This window comes from Trinickia dabaoshanensis (genome assembly GCF_002879885.1).
Classification (GTDB): Bacteria; Pseudomonadota; Gammaproteobacteria; order Burkholderiales; family Burkholderiaceae; genus Trinickia; species Trinickia dabaoshanensis.
Genome location: NZ_PNYA01000009.1, coordinates 192,499 through 209,664 on the forward strand (window position 1 = coordinate 192,499; position 17,166 = coordinate 209,664).

General features: G+C 64.7%; 16 protein-coding genes and 1 tRNA gene. 5 read left to right on the top strand and 12 right to left on the bottom strand.

The window, feature by feature from the left end:
• Positions 1 to 2: 2 nt before the first annotated feature.
• The gene (rodA, locus tag C0Z18_RS12100) at positions 3 to 1,151 is read left to right on the top strand and encodes a rod shape-determining protein RodA (protein WP_102645649.1); all 1,149 of its coding nucleotides are present in this window, start codon (positions 3 to 5) and stop codon (positions 1,149 to 1,151) included.
• A 45-nt stretch (positions 1,152 to 1,196) separates the two neighbouring features.
• Here the strand turns inward: rodA and C0Z18_RS12105 are convergent, their stop codons facing one another.
• The 7 genes from C0Z18_RS12105 to C0Z18_RS12135 all read right to left on the bottom strand — a co-directional run bounded on the left by C0Z18_RS12105 (position 1,197) and on the right by C0Z18_RS12135 (position 6,762).
• Positions 1,197 to 1,895, bottom strand: a complete 699-nt coding sequence (locus tag C0Z18_RS12105) for a tetratricopeptide repeat protein (RefSeq protein WP_102645698.1) — start codon at positions 1,893 to 1,895, stop codon at positions 1,197 to 1,199.
• Positions 1,896 to 1,918: 23 nt separating this feature from the next.
• Entirely contained in the window at positions 1,919 to 2,701 is a 783-nt protein-coding gene (locus tag C0Z18_RS12110; RefSeq protein ID WP_102645650.1) for an HpcH/HpaI aldolase family protein, read from the bottom strand.
• Positions 2,702 to 2,882: 181 nt separating this feature from the next.
• Positions 2,883 to 3,335 (bottom strand): 6-carboxytetrahydropterin synthase QueD, encoded by a 453-nt coding sequence (queD, locus tag C0Z18_RS12115; protein WP_102645700.1) that lies wholly within the window; start codon positions 3,333 to 3,335, stop codon positions 2,883 to 2,885.
• A 9-nt stretch (positions 3,336 to 3,344) separates the two neighbouring features.
• Positions 3,345 to 3,977 carry a 7-carboxy-7-deazaguanine synthase gene (gene queE, locus C0Z18_RS12120; protein ID WP_102645699.1) on the bottom strand — a complete coding sequence of 211 codons (633 nt, stop codon included), beginning with the start codon at positions 3,975 to 3,977 and terminating at the stop codon, positions 3,345 to 3,347.
• Between the two features lie 71 nt (positions 3,978 to 4,048).
• Entirely contained in the window at positions 4,049 to 4,780 is a 732-nt protein-coding gene (gene queC / locus C0Z18_RS12125; RefSeq protein WP_102645651.1) for a 7-cyano-7-deazaguanine synthase QueC, read from the bottom strand.
• A 383-nt stretch (positions 4,781 to 5,163) separates the two neighbouring features.
• A complete protein-coding gene (locus tag C0Z18_RS12130; RefSeq protein ID WP_102645652.1) occupies positions 5,164 to 6,093 on the bottom strand; it encodes a phosphatidate cytidylyltransferase in 930 nt (309 codons plus the stop codon).
• Positions 6,094 to 6,132: 39 nt separating this feature from the next.
• Positions 6,133 to 6,762, bottom strand: a complete 630-nt coding sequence (locus C0Z18_RS12135; RefSeq protein WP_102645653.1) for a lysophospholipid acyltransferase family protein — start codon at positions 6,760 to 6,762, stop codon at positions 6,133 to 6,135.
• Between the two features lie 466 nt (positions 6,763 to 7,228).
• Between C0Z18_RS12135 and C0Z18_RS12140 the strand changes: the two genes are divergently transcribed.
• The 4 genes from C0Z18_RS12140 to C0Z18_RS12155 all read left to right on the top strand — a co-directional run bounded on the left by C0Z18_RS12140 (position 7,229) and on the right by C0Z18_RS12155 (position 11,570).
• Positions 7,229 to 7,831 carry a CDP-alcohol phosphatidyltransferase family protein gene (locus C0Z18_RS12140; protein WP_102645654.1) on the top strand — a complete coding sequence of 201 codons (603 nt, stop codon included), beginning with the start codon at positions 7,229 to 7,231 and terminating at the stop codon, positions 7,829 to 7,831.
• Between the two features lie 97 nt (positions 7,832 to 7,928).
• On the top strand, positions 7,929 to 9,701 hold the full coding sequence (locus C0Z18_RS12145) for a bifunctional alpha/beta hydrolase/class I SAM-dependent methyltransferase (RefSeq protein WP_102645655.1): 1,773 nt from the start codon (positions 7,929 to 7,931) through the stop codon (positions 9,699 to 9,701).
• A gap of 10 nt (positions 9,702 to 9,711) precedes the next feature.
• Positions 9,712 to 11,118 carry a phosphatase PAP2 family protein gene (locus C0Z18_RS12150; RefSeq protein ID WP_146013997.1) on the top strand — a complete coding sequence of 469 codons (1,407 nt, stop codon included), beginning with the start codon at positions 9,712 to 9,714 and terminating at the stop codon, positions 11,116 to 11,118.
• The gene (locus tag C0Z18_RS12155) at positions 11,115 to 11,570 is read left to right on the top strand and encodes a hypothetical protein (RefSeq protein ID WP_102645656.1); all 456 of its coding nucleotides are present in this window, start codon (positions 11,115 to 11,117) and stop codon (positions 11,568 to 11,570) included. The genes C0Z18_RS12150 and C0Z18_RS12155 overlap by 4 nt, the downstream gene beginning before the upstream one ends.
• Before the next feature lie 140 nt (positions 11,571 to 11,710).
• Here the strand turns inward: C0Z18_RS12155 and C0Z18_RS12160 are convergent.
• From C0Z18_RS12160 to rsmB, 5 genes are all read right to left on the bottom strand, one after another.
• Positions 11,711 to 11,786, bottom strand: a tRNA-Phe gene (locus C0Z18_RS12160).
• Between the two features lie 108 nt (positions 11,787 to 11,894).
• Positions 11,895 to 12,587, bottom strand: coding sequence for a response regulator transcription factor EsaR (esaR, locus tag C0Z18_RS12165; protein ID WP_102645657.1), 693 nt, complete (start codon positions 12,585 to 12,587; stop codon positions 11,895 to 11,897).
• Positions 12,588 to 15,005 carry a sensor histidine kinase gene (locus C0Z18_RS12170; RefSeq protein ID WP_102645658.1) on the bottom strand — a complete coding sequence of 806 codons (2,418 nt, stop codon included), beginning with the start codon at positions 15,003 to 15,005 and terminating at the stop codon, positions 12,588 to 12,590.
• Entirely contained in the window at positions 14,995 to 15,591 is a 597-nt protein-coding gene (locus C0Z18_RS12175) for a DUF4390 domain-containing protein (protein WP_102645659.1), read from the bottom strand. The genes C0Z18_RS12170 and C0Z18_RS12175 overlap by 11 nt, the downstream gene beginning before the upstream one ends.
• The gene (gene rsmB, locus C0Z18_RS12180) at positions 15,588 to 17,018 is read right to left on the bottom strand and encodes a 16S rRNA (cytosine(967)-C(5))-methyltransferase RsmB (RefSeq protein ID WP_102645660.1); all 1,431 of its coding nucleotides are present in this window, start codon (positions 17,016 to 17,018) and stop codon (positions 15,588 to 15,590) included. Before rsmB ends, C0Z18_RS12175 begins: the two co-directional genes overlap by 4 nt.
• Between the last annotated feature and the right edge of the window lie 148 nt (positions 17,019 to 17,166).

The window sequence follows — 17,166 nt, forward strand, 5'->3', positions numbered from 1 at the left end:
GCATGCAGATCGACAAGCGCGCCTGGCTCGAACGCTTCAAGAAAATGTTCATCGGTTTCGACCGTCCGCTCGCGCTGACGGTGTTCCTGCTGTTATGCGTCGGCATCGTCACGCTCTACAGCGCGAGCATCGACGTGCCGGGCCGCGTCGAGGACCAACTGCGCAACATCTTGATCACGTTCGTGCTGATGTGGGTGCTCGCCACCATTCCACCGCAAACGCTGATGCGCTTCGCGGTCCCGCTTTATGCGTTCGGCCTGGCGCTGCTCGTCGCCGTGGCGCTGTTCGGCATCACCAAGAAAGGGGCGAAGCGCTGGATCAACGTGGGCGTGGTCATTCAGCCCTCCGAGATATTGAAGATCGCCACGCCGCTGATGCTCGCTTGGTACTACCAGCGCCGCGAAAGCTCGATCCGCTGGTACGACTTCATCGTCGGCTTCGTGATCCTGCTCGTGCCGGTGGGGTTGATTGCGAAGCAGCCCGATCTCGGCACAGCCGTGCTCGTGTTCGCAGCGGGCCTGTTCGTGATTTACTTCGCCGGCCTATCGTTCAAGCTGATCGTGCCCGTGCTCGTCGCCGCCATCATCGGCATCGGCCTCGTTGCGACGTTCCAGGACAAGATTTGTCAGCCCCAGGTGCAGTGGCCGCTGATGCACGACTATCAAAAGCATCGCATCTGCACGCTGCTCGACCCCACTTCGGACCCGCTCGGCAAGGGCTTCCATACGATCCAAGCGGTGATCGCGATCGGCTCGGGCGGCCCGCTCGGCAAGGGCTGGCTAAAGGGAACGCAGGCCCACCTCGATTTCATCCCCGAAAAACATACCGACTTCATTTTTGCGGTGTTCTCGGAGGAATTCGGCCTCGCGGGCGAGCTCGTGCTGCTCACGCTCTATACGGCGCTGATCGCCCGCGGGTTGTACATCGCGGCCAATGGCTCGACGCTGTTCGGCCGGCTGCTCGCCGGATCGTTGACGATGGCGTTTTTCACGTATGCGTTCGTCAATGTCGGCATGGTGAGCGGAGTGCTGCCCGTCGTCGGCGTGCCTCTGCCATTCATGAGCTACGGCGGCACGGCGCTCACCACGCTCGGGATCGCCGTCGGGCTCATCATGAGCGTCGGCCGTCAAAAGCGCCTGATGAAGAGTTGAGGGCGCGCGCTTGCGCGCCGCGCCGCTCATCCGACGTTTGCGTGGCTATTTCGACGGCTGCTTCTTGGCTTCTTTCTGCAACGCTTCGCTCAGGTCTCGGTACTTGAGCCGGGCAGCCGGGTCGCCCTGCGCCGCGGCTGCCGCGTAGTAAGCACGCGCGACGTTCAAGTTGCGCTGCACGCCGTCGCCGCCGAGTTCGTAGAACGAGCCGGTCACGTATTGCGCGGTCATATCGCCGCCTTCCGCCGCCTTTTTGTACCAAATGAACGCCTGCGCGTTGTCGCGCGGCGTGCCGCGGCCGTCGAGAAATTGATTGGCGAGCGCGAGTTCCGCCTGCACGTGCCCCTGCTCGGCGGCCTTGAGGAACCATTTGTGCGCCACGGCCGGGTCGCGCGCGACGAAATCGCCGTCGTCGTACATCTTTCCGTAGACGTACTGGGCGTGCGACATATTCGCCTCGGCCGCCTTCAGGAGCCACTTGCGCCCCTCGCCGACATCGGCCGCCGTCCCCTCGCCGTTGAGCAGCATCATCGCGTAGTTGAATTGCGCGAGCCGGTTGCCGCGATCGGCCGCGTCGTGAAACTCCTTGAGCGCCGTGCCGAAATTGCCCGCGTTGTAGTCGGCGACGGCCGTTTGCGTTTCGTCGTCCACGACCGCTTCACCCTGCGATTTCGCGGCGGCCTGTGCGTAGGCGGCGCAGGTGCCCGCCCAGGCACTGACGGCCAGGATCGCAATCGATAACATCCGTGCCTTCGTCTTGCGTTGTCTCATGACCTCATCTCCTGCAATGCCGCGCGCGAGGCTCGCACGAGCCAAATGACGTCGGCGGCGAGCGCGATAACCGCAAAGCCCGCGTCGCGATACTGGCGCGCGCTGGCAACGTCGAGCGCGAAAATACCCGCGGCAATCCCGGCCTTTCCGGCCGCGTCGAGTACGCGTGCGATCGCGGCCTGTACGTCGGGGTGTTTGGAATCGCCTAGATGTCCGAGACTCGCCGCCAAATCGGCGGGACCGACGAACAAGCAATCGACGCCCGGCGTGGCGGCGATGGCGTCGAGCTCATCGAGGGCGCGCGCCGATTCGATCTGAATGATCGTGGCGATTTGCGTGTTCGCGGTTTGCACGTAGTCGCGACGCGCCCCGAACGCGGCCGCCCGGACCACACCGGCGACGCCGCGCAAGCCGTCGGGCGTATCGGCGCACGGATAGCGTGTGAGGCGAATCGCATGCGCGGCATCCTCTGCCGATTCGATGTTCGGAAACATGACCGTGCGCGCACCGGCGTCGAGCACGCGTTTGACGAGCCAGCCTTCGCGCGCCGGTACGCGCACGATCGGCTCGGTCGGCAAGTGCGCCGCCGCGATCGCGCGCAGTTGGGCGCTCACGTCGGCCGAGTCGTTCGGCGCGTGCTCCATGTCGATGCACAGCCAGTCGAAGCCCGCATGCGCGAGCGCTTCCGCGGCATCGGCGCTCGCGAGCGACAGCCACAAGCCGACCAGCGGCTCGCGGTCTTTCAAACGCTGCTTCAGGGAATTGGTCAGTGCGCTCATCGGGATGCCTCCCGTGCGCGCGCCTGCGTCACCGAACGGCTTGCGATCGGGGGTGCGGCGTCCGGCATGTCTCGCTCCTCGGTTTATCGTCGGCCGGCCGCGTCGCGGTGCGATGCGGCCCTCGAACGATAATACGCCGAGAATAAACGTTCGGATGCACGACCCCGGCGAGCGGCGCAGGTTAGAGCGCGCCCTCGCGCACGACGTCCGCCCAGCAGTTGGGCGTTTCGTAGAGACGGACTTGGTGTAAGCGGAGATTGACGCCGTAGTGGGCGTCGTAGACTTGCGCGAGCACGTCGAAGGCGACGGCGGCCAGGTTCTCGACGGTGGGGATGCGATCGAGCACCACGGTTTTATGCTCAGGCATCGATTCGAGGAATTCGCGCACCCGGGCATCGCCCTCGAAGACGAGGAACGCGTGATCCCAACGGCTCACGAGGTGCTCCATCGCGAGCGATTTGACGTCGGCGAAGTCCATCACCATACCGCGATCCGGCGCACCTTCCGTTTCCACGACGTCGCCGCGCAGCGTGATTTCGAGCACGTAGCGGTGCCCGTGCAAGTTGCGGCACTGGCTGCGGTGGTCGGGGATGCGGTGCCCCGCATCGAATTCGAGTTTTCGGGTAATCGTCAGCACGGTGAATCAGGGAATGTTCAGATACTTGTGAGTCTGCATCGAGAGCCGCCAGCGCGGGTGGCGCTTGCACCAATCGATCGCGAGGCGCGTGTTCATCTCGCGCGCCGGACCGTCCATCGGCTGCACGAGAAAATACTCGAAATCGAGCGCGGCGTAGTCGGCTAGGCGCTGGTTTTCTTGCGGCACGACTACTTTGAGCTCGTTGCCCTTCGTGACGACGAGCGGCGCGTCGGCCTTCGGGCTCACGCAGACCCAATCGATCGATTCGAGCACGGGAAGCGAGCCGTTGGTCTCGATGGCCACCTCGAAACCGGCCGCGTGCAGCGCGTCGACGAACGGCTCATCCATTTGCAGCATCGGCTCGCCGCCGGTGCAGACCACGAAACGGTTGGCCTCGCCCTCGGGCCACAGCGAGGCGATTTTCGCGGCGAGCGCCTCGGCGTCGCGGTACTTGCCGCCGTTCTCACCGTCGGTGCCGACGAAATCGGTATCGCAAAAGCGGCAGACGGCGCTTGCGCGATCCTCCTCGCGTCCGGACCACAAGTTGCAGCCGGCAAACCGGCAAAACACGGCCGGACGACCCGCATTCGCGCCTTCGCCTTGCAACGTGTAGAAAATTTCCTTGACCGCGTACGTCATGCTGCTCTTTTCGTCCATCTCGATTTTGGACCGGCCCACGGCGGGTCGGTCCGGCTTCTCGCCGCCGCGACTCAGTCGGGCTCGGTGACTTTTTCCCCGGCGAGAAACGCTTCATAGCCACGCTTGCGCAAGCGGCAGGCCGGGCATTCGCCGCAGCCGAAACCCCACGCATGCAATTCGGCCCGCTCGCCCACGTAGCACGTATGCGTCTGAACGCGCACGAGTTCGACGAGCGCGTCGCCGCCGAGATCGCGCGCGAGGCGCCAGGTGTCCGCCTTGTCGAGCCACATGAGCGGCGTTTCGACGAGAAAGCGGCTATCCATGCCGAGGTTCAACGCGACTTGCAGCGCCTTCATCGTGTCGTCGCGACAATCGGGATAGCCCGAGAAGTCCGTTTCGCACATGCCGCCGACGAGCACCGACAAGCCCCGGCGGTAGGCGATCGCCGCGGCGATCGTCATGAACATCAAATTGCGGCCCGGCACGAACGTATTGGGCAGACCATTGGCCGCCGATTCGATCTGAATCTCGCGCGTCATCGCCGTTTCGCTGATCGCGCCGAGCACCGACAGGTCGATCATGTGATCGTCGCCGAGGCGCTCGGCCCACTGCGGAAACGAGCGGACGATGGCCTCGCGCACGCCGTCACGGCATTCGAGTTCCACCCGGTGACGCTGGCCATAATCGAAGCCGAGCGTCTCGACCGTCTCGTAGCGCTCGAGCGCCCAAGCTAGGCACGTGGTCGAATCTTGGCCGCCCGAAAACAGCACGAGCGCACCATGCTTAGCGTCTGTCCGAATCACCGTGGAAACTCCGTGGGCCGTCAATGTTAGGTGAGCGCTCGGCGGCTGCCGGCGCACGAGCGCGGCGCTCGGCCACGCGGTGCTTGCAGTATATGCTTCGCTTTCGAGCGTCGAGTTGCCTGGCGCTTATACCGTGCAGTAGAGGGCGCCGTCGTACACGCCGACCCGATTATGTGCGAATGCGGGGGTGCGCTCGCCGTGCGGGACGGCTCGAAGCCCGCCCCGGTTACCCCGATTCGACTTGCGGCGGCAGCGCGACTGCCGGCCGCCCTGAACCTGGCCGGGCGGCCCGATTATGGACTGCGCCGTCGAAAACCCGTCATTATAGCCGGTCCCGCCTCCCCCCTGCTCGGGCGCCCGAGGACACCCGTGAGCCTGCCGGACTAAACGTACAGGTATCGCACCAGATGGAAAAACACGGGCGCGGCGAAGCAGATCGAATCGACCCGATCGAGCATTCCGCCGTGACCTGCGATCATCACGCCCCAGTCCTTTGCGCCGAGGGAACGCTTGACGGCCGAAAGGACTAGTCCGCCGACGAAGCCCGAGAGCACGATCGCGAGCGAGATACCGAACGCGGCGCCGAAGCCGAACGGCGTCACGCGATACAGCGCCGCGCCGCATAGGGTGGCCAGCAGCCCGCCGCCGACGAAGCCCTCGACGGTCTTGGACGGCGACAGGCGCGGCGCGATCTTGCGCTTGCCGAACAGCTTGCCGACCACGTACTGCAATACGTCGCTGATCTGCACGACGAGCAGGAAGTAAAAGAGCAGCAGCGCGTTTTGACCGGCGTAGTGGGGAATATCGAGGATGAGCACCGCCGGCGCGTAACTGAGCCCGTATACGCAGACCATGAGCGCCCAGTTGATTTTCGCGTTGCGGGCGAGGAAGTCGTGCGTGTCTTGCGTCAGCGCGGACACGAGCGACATCGCGAAAAACAAATGGACGGGCACGAAGATCGAATACATCCCGTACCAGTCGACCGCAAGCAGCAAATACTGCGTCGGAATCGCGACGAAGAACGCGATGAACAGCGTCGTGTGATCGCTGGCCGTCGTCGGCGTGAGCGTGATGAATTCGCGCAGTGTGAGGTAAGAGAGCAGCGCGAATACGAGATAGGTGACGTTGTTGCCGAGACCGATCGCGACCGCCATGACGGCGATCATTGCCCACCAGGCGCGGATGCGCTGATTCAAGTTGACGATCGTGGCGCTTCGTCCACCGTCGCGCGCACCGAGAATCGCACCGACGAACGTGGCGACGATGAGCAGGCCGGTCACGCCGGCGACCAATTGCCAGAAAAGAGTCCGCATAGATGAATTCCGTTATCGCTCGAATGGATTGGCAATGGCTCAGCTTGCTTGCCGGTGCGGCACGAGTGCGATGACGGCATCGCGCATACGCGTCAGAAAACCGGCTTTATCTTCGTTATCGCGGCGCTTTTCCGTCGCACCGAAATGCACTTTGCAAATGAGCGGGACCGGCCAGATTGCGCCTTTGGGCATGACCCGCTGGAGATTTTCGAGATAAACCGGCATCAGACCGATATTGGGAAATTCATTGGCCAAGTGAAACAGGCCGCTGCGAAACGGCTGCGGTAACACATCGGCGCCGCGCGTGCCTTCGGGAAAAATAATGATCGAGTGTCCCTCGGCCAAAGCCTCGCGAACCGGATCGAGCGGATCGCCGCCCGTCTCCCGGTGGCGGTCGATCAACACGACGTTGAGCAGATTCTGCGCAATGTGACGTTTGAGCGAGCCGCGACTCCAATAATCGCGCGCGGCGACCGGCCTCACGACCGCACGCACGTCGCGCGGCAGGGCCGCCAAGATCGCGAGCGTATCGACGTGACTCGCGTGGTTCGAAAAGTAAATCGTCTGCGCCGCCGTGGGCGCTCCGCCGTGCCATACGGGGTAAGCGCCTGCGACGAGGCGCACGATCGATAGCAGGAAGTCGCGCTGCCAAACATGCCGAAGATTCATCCGCTGCGCGCCCCTTCAACCCGTGCTCAGATCGATACGGCGCGCGCGTGCGGTGGTCTCGCCCGCATGCCCGCGCTTTAAAGTACCCTTTCCCGGCTCGTTATCGGCCATTTTCTCAATACGCTCGAATATCCGCATCGATTGCCTGTGGTTGTTGATAATTGGGCGCCACTACGCGGGTCGCGGGTCGTGCGCGAAAATCGGACCGGCGCGGCAAAGCTCCGGGATTATCGCGAGTTTGCGGGCAATTGACTAGGCTCCGGCATCGCGCCGTTCGACCGGCCCTTTCAAAGTCGCTTTCGGTTTGCGACCTCGATTCATCTCAAAAGCCTTGACGCATCGAGTGTCGCTCGGCGACGATTGTGCCCGTCCATTTTCCGGCGCCGCCATGCTGTCGTTTTAGCCATGCGATCGCCCGCCGCCGCGCCACTCCAACTCCGCGCGATCGGAATAAGCAATCAGCCCAATGAGCCTTTACGCACTCAAACCCAAATTCCAGAATCTGCTCAGGCCGTTGACCGTATCGCTAGCCCAACGCGGTGTCACCGCCAATCAAGTCACGCTTTTCGCGGCGGGCGGTTCGATCGTCGTGGGCGCGCTGGCGGGTCTCGGTTTCTTTGGCCCCACGCTTTTTCTGCTGATTCCGCTTTGGCTATTGATCCGGATGGGGCTCAATGCGATCGACGGCATGCTCGCGCGCGAGCACGGACAGAAAAGCACGCTCGGCGCGTACCTGAACGAGCTCGGCGACGTGATCTCCGACATCGCGCTCGTGCTGCCGCTCCTTGCCGTACCGGCTTTTGCGCCGGCCGATATCTGGCTTTTCGCGCTGCTCGCCGTCGTGGTCGAATGCGCGGGCCTGATCGGCCCGCTCGTCGGGGCGGGCCGGCGCTACGACGGGCCGTTCGGCAAGAGCGATCGCGCGTTCGCGATCGGCGCGTTCGCGCTGTGGGTCGGGCTCGGCTGGTCTCTCGGCGTATTCGCGCTGTGGTTGTGGCGTGTGCTGCTCGTCTTGATGCTCGTGACGATCGTGCGGCGCGTGCGAGCCGGGATCGCGCAAGCGCAATGAGCCGTAGCGGGCACGGCACGCTCCGGTTGCGCGCCGTGGACGGCGCCGATGCCTCGGCCACCCAAGAAACGATGACTATAACGTGAGAGCCAGGCCAATGAATACACGCGCCGCCTTGGAGGCGAGCTTTACGACCCACGATGGGCAGACACTGTTCTATCGCCATTGGCCCGCCACGCAGCCCGTCTGCCGCGGCGCGATCGTTTTGCTGCATCGCGGCCATGAGCACTCGGGACGGGTCGCCCATCTCGTCGACGAACTCGAATTGCCCGAGTTCGCCTTCTTCGCATGGGATGCGCGCGGCCATGGGCGATCCCCCGGGCCGCGCGGCTACAGTCCGGGCGCCGCCGCTTCGGTGCGGGATCTGCAATGCTTCGTCGAGCACATCCGCGACACGCACCAGGTGGCCATAGAGGATCTGGCGATCGTCGGGCAAAGCGTGGGCGCGGTGCTCGCGGCGGCCTGGGTGCACGACTACGCGCCCTCGGTGCGCTGCCTCGTGATGGCGTCGCCGGCCTTTCACATCAAGCTTTACGTGCCCTTCGCGCGACCGGGGCTGCGTCTGATGCACCGCATGCGCGGCCTGTTCTACGTGAACAGCTACGTAAAGCCGAAGCTTCTGACGCACGATACCGAACGCGCGGCGAGCTACGCGGCCGACCCGCTGATCACGCGGCCGATCGCGGTCAACATGCTGCTCGATCTGCACGAGACGTCGAAGCGCGTGGTGGCGGACGCGGCGGCCATCACCGCGCCCACACTTCTGCTGATTTCCGGCTCCGACTGGGTCGTCCATCGAGGCCCGCAGGACCGCTTCTACGAACGCCTCGGCGCCGTACGCAAAGAGCGCGTCGTTTTGCCCGGGTTTTATCACGATACGCTCGGTGAGCGCGATCGCGCCCAGGCGCTCGCACCGCTGCGCGCGTTCGTGCTGCGCGAATTCGACGCGCCGGCGCCGCGCGTCTCGCTCGCGGATGCCGATCGACGCGGCCCCTTTTTCGACGAATATGCCGCGCTCAGCCGCGCTCCGGCCAATCCGCTGGCAAAGCTGTATTGGCACGCTACCCGAGCGGGGCTGCGCATGAGCGGCGCGATGTCGAAGGGCATCGCGCTTGGGCTCGAACTGGGATTCGATTCGGGTTCCACGCTCGACTACGTCTATCGCAACGAGCCGCAAGGGTGCTCCGGCATAGGGCGGCTGATCGACCGTACCTATCTGAACTCGCCCGGCTGGGTCGGAATCCGGCAGCGCAAACTTCACCTCCAACAGCTCATCGCCACGGCGATCGCCCGGTTGCGCGACACGAACTCGCCGGTCCGGATCGTCGACATCGCGGCGGGGCACGGCCGCTACGTGCTCGATGCGATCGAAGCCGTCACGGCTGCGGGCGGCACGGCGCCGGACGCAATCGTGCTGCGCGACTACAGCGCACCGAACGTCGAGGGCGGGCGCGCACTGATCGCGCAGCGCGGCCTCGGCGCGATGGCTCGCTTCGAGCAGGGCGATGCGTTCGACGAAGCGTCGCTCGCCGCACTCGAGCCGCGCCCGACACTTGCGATCGTCTCGGGGCTCTACGAGTTGTTCGGCGATAACGAGCGCATCGAACGCTCGCTGCGGGGCCTCGCGCAGGCCGTCCCGGCGGGCGCGTATCTCGTCTACACGGGGCAACCGTGGCATCCGCAGCTCGAGTTCATCGCGCGAGCTTTGAACAACCATCGCGGCGAAGCAACCTGGGTGATGCGGCGCCGCTCGCAGGCCGAGATGGACGAGCTCGTCGCGCGCGCCGGCTTCCGCAAAATCGACCAACGAATCGACGCGATGGGGATTTTCACGGTGAGCCTCGCTGAGCGGGTACACACCCATGAGTAATGCCAGCGAGATGAGCCACATCAGCGATGGAGCGAAGCTGAACACGCAAAGCGAGCGAACGGACGCGGGCGACGCGTCTTGGCTGCTACGGCTCAGCCTGCTCGGCATGATGGGCGCGCTCTTCTTCTCGACGTACGGGTTTGCGAATTGGCTTGCGTCGCGGCGCGCTTTCGTCCCGAGCTTCGCGTTCGGATGGGAGCATGCGATCCCATTCGTGCCATGGACGATCGTGCCGTACTGGTCGATCGATCTGCTTTACGCCGCATCGTTCTTGTTCCAGACACGGCGAGCCGATCTGTTCGACCACGTCAAACGTCTCGTCACCGTGCAACTCGTCTCGGTGGTGTGCTTCATCGCGTGGCCCCTGCGCTTCGGCTTCGATCGGCCCGACGCCGGCGGCGTCGCCGGGGCGCTGTTCACCTTGCTCGCGGGGTTCGACAAACCGTATAACCAGGCGCCGTCGCTACATATCGGATTGCTGGTCGTGCTCTGGGCCGTCTATGCGCGGCACGTTCGCGGCGTCGCGCTGCGCGCGGCGACCCATCTGTGGTTCGCCGCGATCGGCATATCGGTGCTGACCACCTGGCAACATCATGCGATCGATGTGCCGACCGGCGCCGCGCTGGGCTGTCTCGCGTTGTTTCTGTTTCCGCTGCGCGACGCCGAAAGCGAGCCGCATCGGCGCGATGTGGCGCCCTCGGTGCGCGCGCCTCGTCTCGCACTGGCGTATGCCGGCGCGGCGATCGTCGCTTTTTTCGCGGCGATCGCTTGCATCCCCGGCGCGGCGGGGTACGCCTTGCTATTCGGATGGTTCGCGCTGGCGCTCGGCTGCGTTGCCTGGATCTATCGGCACGGCGCGCCGGGCGCTTTTCTGAAGAGCGCGCACGGACAAATGCCGGTTTTCATGCGCGCGTTGCTCGCACCGACGATCGCAGGCGCCTTCGTGAATTCGCGGCTTTGGACGCGTCGGCAGACGCCCGTGCGGATCGACGCCCGCCTATCGATCGGCCGCGCGCCGACGACCGGCGAACTGCGCCGGCATCGATTTACGGCGCTCGTCGACTTGACCGCCGAGATGCCGCGCTGGGTGTCTCGCCGTGCGCCGCTCGACTATGTGGCGGTGCCGCAGCTCGATTTGGTGGCGCCTTCGCTCGATAGTCTTCGGCGTGCCATGGCCGAACTCGAACGGCTCGTCGACGACGGCCATGACGTGCTCGTTTGCTGCGCGCTCGGCTTGGGCCGCAGCGTGCTGTGTGCCGCGGCCTGGCTTGCCGCCAAAAACGGCGAGCGCGATGCGCGGGCCGCGCTGGATGCGGTGCGCCGGCTGCAACCGCGAGCGGCATGGTCGAACGAAACCGTGGCGGTACTTCAGGCATGGATCGATAGCCGCTCGATGCCGATGCAGGAGGTCCGATGAGCAACCGATCCGCGCCGTTTCTGATTGCAGCCGGGCGCGGGTTGCTCGATGCCGGCGAGCGAGCCGTCTACGTCGCGGGCGCGGCGGCGGCCGCCGGATGGTCGATAGCACTCGAATGGACACGCGCGCCCTGGACAGGCATGCTGCTCGCCGCCGTCAGCACGATCACCGCCGTTATTTCGCTGTGGCTCATGGTACGCATCGCGATCGATAAAAAGCTGTTCGCCGCGCTGGAGCAAACCGAGCTTGGCGCCGATACGCTTGCCGCCTTGGATGACGCGCTGTCGGCGCTGGGATGGATCGACGGATCGAAGGCTGGGAGAACACTCGACGCACGCGTTCGCGGTGTGGCGAGGCTCTGCAAGAAGGCGACCTCGCTCGCCGCCTTTCAGATGCTGCTCATCGCGGGCGCCTTGTCCGCATCGGGCTTTGTTCCGTTCTTGCGGCCTTAGCGAGTCGCATCGCCCGCTGACCCGGCCGTGACTTGCTCGTCCTAGCGGGCACCGGCGGCTAGCCCGACGAACTCCGAAACGAAGGCAGCACAAAAACAAAAAGCCCAACCGGTTAGGTTGGGCTTTTTGCTTGAATCAAGTGGTGGCCTGGGGCGGAATCGAACCACCGACACGCGGATTTTCAATCCGCTGCTCTACCAACTGAGCTACCGGGCCACGAAGAAGCGAGAGTATAGCAAGGGGTTTTGCGTTGCTCAAGCATTTTTTTGCAGAAGCGCATTCGCACGCGCCTTGCGCCGGATAGGCGCCACGGCCGGTCCGCCGTCACTCCCCCTTGTTCTTGCTCAGATCGACGCCGAGCTGCTTGAGCTTGCGGTACAAGTGCGTGCGTTCGAGCCCAGTTTTTTCCGCCACGCGCGTCATGCTGCCGTTCTCGCGGGCCAGGTGGTATTCGAAGTAGGCTCGCTCGAACGCATCGCGCGCATCGCGCAACGGAATGTCGAACGAAATCGACGCCGCCTGCGTGGAAACCGGGGTGGCCGTCACAGCATCGGCTCCAAGAATCGGCAGCGCAACCGCCGCCGCGACCGTCGTCGCATTGGCCGGCGCCGCGGCCTTGACCGCACTCGCGCCCGCGATCGGCGCGACCGCGCTGCCGCGCGCAAGCCCCTGCTCGACTGCCTTGAGCAGCTTTTGCAAAGCGATCGGCTTTTCCAGGAAGTTCAGCGCGCCGATCTTCGTCGCCTCGACGGCCGTGTCGATCGTCGCATGCCCGGACATCATGATCACCGGCATCGTGAGAAGCCCTTGCGCCGCCCATTCCTTGAGCAAGGTCACGCCGTCGGTATCGGGCATCCAAATATCGAGCAGCACCAGATCGGGTGCCTGACGCAGACGGAAATCGCGCGCATGTTGCGCGTTTTCCGCCACCTCCACGGCATGTCCTTCGTCGCTCAGGATTTCCGAGAGCAATTCCCGGATGCCCATTTCGTCGTCTACCACCAGGATGGTCGCCATTTATGCTGCCCTTGTCTGCGCTATTGCTTTTGTCGTCCCCGACGCCGTGCCTCCGTTCGAGGCCGAGCCTCGCGCGGGAGTCGTGTCGTCTGCCAATTGCAGGAACAAAATCGAGATCTGCGCACCTTCGATTGCCTCGCCTGCTTTCACACGATTTCGAATATCGATTCGTGCGCCGTGTTCGTCGACGATCTTCTTGACCATCGCAAGCCCCAGCCCCGTCCCTCTCGCTTTCGTCGTCACGTACGGTTCGAACGCACGCGTGAGAATGCGGGCGGGAAAGCCCGGGCCATTGTCGGATACTGTCAGGCGGACCGCGACGCGCACTTTGCCCTGGGCGTCGGGGTCGCCATATTCTACTGTCTTGGTTTCGATGACGACACGCGGGTTCGCGATCTCCGCCACCGCGTCCTGCGCGTTCTGTAGCAAGTTATGGATCACCTGCCGCAGTTGCGTCGCATCGCCGCGAATCACCGGCAACGCCGACAGCTCCGCCGTGATCGCGCTCTTACCCTCTTCCACGCCGTACAGGCTCAGCACCTCGGTCACGAGCTCGTTCAACTGCAAGTTCGCAAGGACCGCCGGCGGCGTGCGCGCGTAATCGCGGAAATCGTCCACCATTTGCTTCATCGCCGCGACTTGGTTGACGATCGTCGTGGCGCCGCGCTTGAGCACGTCGGCGTCGCTCGGCGAGAGCTTGTCGGCCAACTTCATTTGCAGCCGTTCGGCCGAGAGCTGAATCGGCGTCAGCGGATTCTTGATCTCGTGCGCCAGCCGGCGTGCCACCTCGCCCCATGCCGCCGAGCGCTGCGCGGAAATGACATCGGAGATGTCGTCGAATACCACCACGTAACCGGCCGTGCGCGCTTCTTCGCTGCCTTCCGAGACAGTTGCCGCCAAGAGCCGCGTGCCGCGCACGAGCAACGTCAGCGGCTCGCTCTCGCCGGGCACCGACACGGCAACCTGCTGCTGCCAGTGCCCGCCGTCATCCACGATCCCCTCGCTCGCGGCCTCGCGATCCGCGAACGCCTTGCGCACCAGCACGGCGAATTCCGCGAGCGCGCCGATCTGTTCCAGCGAGGCGCCGAGCATGCCTTGGAACGGTTGGCGGAAAATCCGCTCCGCCCCGCGATTGGCCGTGGTCAGCCGGAACTGCCGGTCGAGCACGAATACACCGGCCGTCAGATTGGCCAAGATGCTTTCGAGGTACGCCTTCGAATGCTCGAGCGCCACGCGATTGCGTTCGACGGCCGCGCGCGCTTCCGACAATTGACGCGTCATCGCATTGAACGACTGCGTGAGGAAGCCGAGTTCGTCACGCGACTTGATCTCGCGCTTGGGCGTGTAGTCGCCCTCGGCGACTTCCTTCGTGCCCTTGGCCAGCAAGAACAGCGGACGCGCGAGTTGGTTGCCGAGCGCGAGCGCAAGCATCATCGCGATGAAGGTCGCCAAAAATAGCGCGAGCGTCAGCGTGCCGATGTACATCTTGCGCAAGCCGGTGCGGCCGAACGCCTTTTCCTGGTATTCGCGATACGCGCGCTGAACGGCATCGGCATTGCGCGCAAGCGTGGGCGACACCGGCTGCGTCAATTGCAAGAAGCGCTCGGCGGGCTGCAGCAGCGAGGCATTCGCGTCGGGCACGAGCACGACGACGCGCAAGCGCAGCGCGCCCTTCGAGCCTTTCGCATGCGGATCGCCGTCCACCTCACCCTCGATCGACGCGTAGCCCCGGCCGCGCGCCTGGTCCAGCATGATCGGCGTCGGCAGATCGTCGGGCATCAGCGAGGAAATGTTGCTGGACGCCTGCGCCTGCGCCAGCACGTGCAGATCGGGCGACGCGCCCGATACGCTGCGCGCCGATTCCATGAGCATCGCATCTTGCACCCCGAACTGGTCGCGCATACGCAGCAGCGTCAGCGTCGTGTTATTGGGCGGTGTGCTGGCGAGCTGCTCGGCCATCACGTGCGCCTTCGTCTGCAAATCGGACAGCGAGGCATCGAGCATCGCGCGCCCGAGGTTCAGGCCCGACGTCAGCGCGGTCTCGACATTGACGTCGAACCACGACTCGATACTGCGCGAGACGAACTGGTACGAGACGACGTAGATGATCGCGCCCGGCAACACGCCCACGAGCGCGAAGAACACCGCGAGCTTCGCCAGCAGCCGCGTGCCGAATTTTCCCTTGCGCAGCCGCACGAGGATCATCACGACGAGCGCGACGACGATCAGCAGAAAAACGAGCGCAACCGCGATGTTCGCCGCGTAGAGCCACGAGTAGTAGCGATCGAAGAATTCGGTGTTGGCGCTCGCCGCCGCCAGCAGCACGAGCAGCAGCAGCGCCGTGACGGCTACCGTGGAGACGATCACGCGGACGACGATGCTTCGCACGTCCGCTCTTCGACGTACGCTATTTAACACGTTCGGCCACCGTGAAAGTGAAGCGCTTCCAATCGGAAGCGAGCGTCCAGTCGCGATTGTTGACCGCATCGACCTGGAACGGCTTGGGCATCAGCGCGGTGTCGAGCTGCATGCGCACCGACGCCGTGTAGCTTTCGCCCGGCTGTACTTGATTGCGCTCGATCACGCGCCAGGACGTCACGTGCTTGATGACCGCCAGCGCCTCTTTGAGCGAGGGGAAACCTTGCTGGAGCCCGCCGCCGCTCGAGACGCGATACTCCCGCGTCAACGGTTGAAACGAAAGTCGAAGCGTTTGGGTGACCGATACGGGCTGCTCGTCGAACCAATACCAGCGGGCACGCGTAAGGTCGAACTCGGTCGTGAAATAGAGCGGGATGCCTTTATTGACGGCATCCTCCAAGCTGCTGTTGAGTTCGAAATCGAAACGCGCATCGAGATCCCAGCCCGTTCCGTCGGCCTGCAGCGACGCGCGCTGAACCGCGATCGTATCGGCGTGCGCCGACCCCGCCGCGGCTAAACAAACGGTCAGCCCAATCCAGAGCAAGGCCACGAACCGAAGCCGAAAAAAGCGTTTGCTGATCGTCACCGTTTTTGAAAGCGCGCGTAGTAAAAACCGTCGTGATCCATGTCGGCACCGCAGCGCTCCGACTTGGCGGTGTGCGTTCCGGGCGATAAAGGTGCCGAGGGCTCGGCCGCGGAGCCCGAACCTGTCGGCAGCAGTTGGTGAGGCGCGTCCAATCGTACCGCATCTTCATGCGCACGTTCAAACCAGTGCGCCTGCTCCTCGCACTCCTCGGGGAAGATCGAGCATGTCACGTAAAGCAGTTCGCCGCCCGATGCGAGCAGCGGCCAGAGCGCATCGAGGATGCGGCGCTGCTCGGCGACGAGCGCGGGAATGTCGCTCGGGCGGCGCAGCCAGCGCACGTCCGGATGCCGCCGAACGATACCCGACGCCGAACACGGCACATCGGCCAGAATACGGTCGAACGGCTTGCCGTCGTACCACTGCGCCGGCGCGCCCGCATCGCCCACGGTCACCTTCGCCGTCAACGCGAGGCGCGACAAGTTCTCCTCGATGCGCGCCGCGCGCGCGGCGTCCGATTCGAGCGCCACGAGTTCGACATCGGCGAGTTCGAGAATGTGCCCCGTCTTGCCGCCGGGCGCGGCACACGCGTCGAGCACCCGCATCCCGTCGCGCACGTTCAACCGTTCGGCCGCCAATTGCGCGCCGGCATCTTGCACCGAGACGACGCCTTGCGCAAAGCCGGGAATGCGATCGACGGGCAGCGGCGAAGCGAGCCGAACCGCATGCGGTCCGATCGCGGTGGCCGCCATGCCGTTTGCGTCGAGAGTATGCAAGTACTCGGCCACGCTCGTTCGGCGCGCATTGACTCGCAACGTGAGCGGGCCCGGTTCATTGCCCGCCGCCAACACGCGCCGCCAGTCGTCAGGCCAGGCCCGCTGTACCGCTTCGACCCACCAGACGGGGTAGTTCCAGGCGGCGACCACATCGGCTTGCGCCTTCTCGAGCCACGCCTCCCGCTCCCGCAAGAAGTTGCGCAAGACCGCATTGACGAGCCCCTTGGCAAACGCGCAGTCGCGGCGTGCCCCAATGGCCGTCACCGCCTGATCGACGACCGTGAATGCGGAATACGCGGCTGCCTGCGCATCGTCGGCCGCGAGTGCCAGCGCGCATGCGAGCACGTCGCCGACATGCGCCGGCGGCGCCTTGCGCACGAGTTGAGCGACGAGCCAGTCCGCCGTGCCCAACCGCCGCAGCGTGCGATACGCGATGTCTTGGATGGCGCCGCGCGCAAGCGCCGCGGCCGCCGGCATCGAGGCTTGGACAGCGGCGAGCGCGGCCGGCAGCGCCATGCCCGCGCGCACAGCACCGACGGCGAGCGCCGCGCAGTCGAGCGCGAAGGCGAGCGAATCGGGCGCGAGACGCAGCGTGGCAAAGCGCGGCGTGCCGGCTTTCGGCGGTTTACGGTGAACGGGAGCGGATCGAGTCATCGAAAAGGCGAAGGATCGCGCGACGTGAGGCGGTAAAGAGCGTATCGCACGAATAAACGCGACATTGTAACGCGCACGCGTGATCGATCATCTCGAGCGCGCTCGCTCGCAGGCGCGCAAGCGTGACACGGCAAAGAAAACGGGCCCA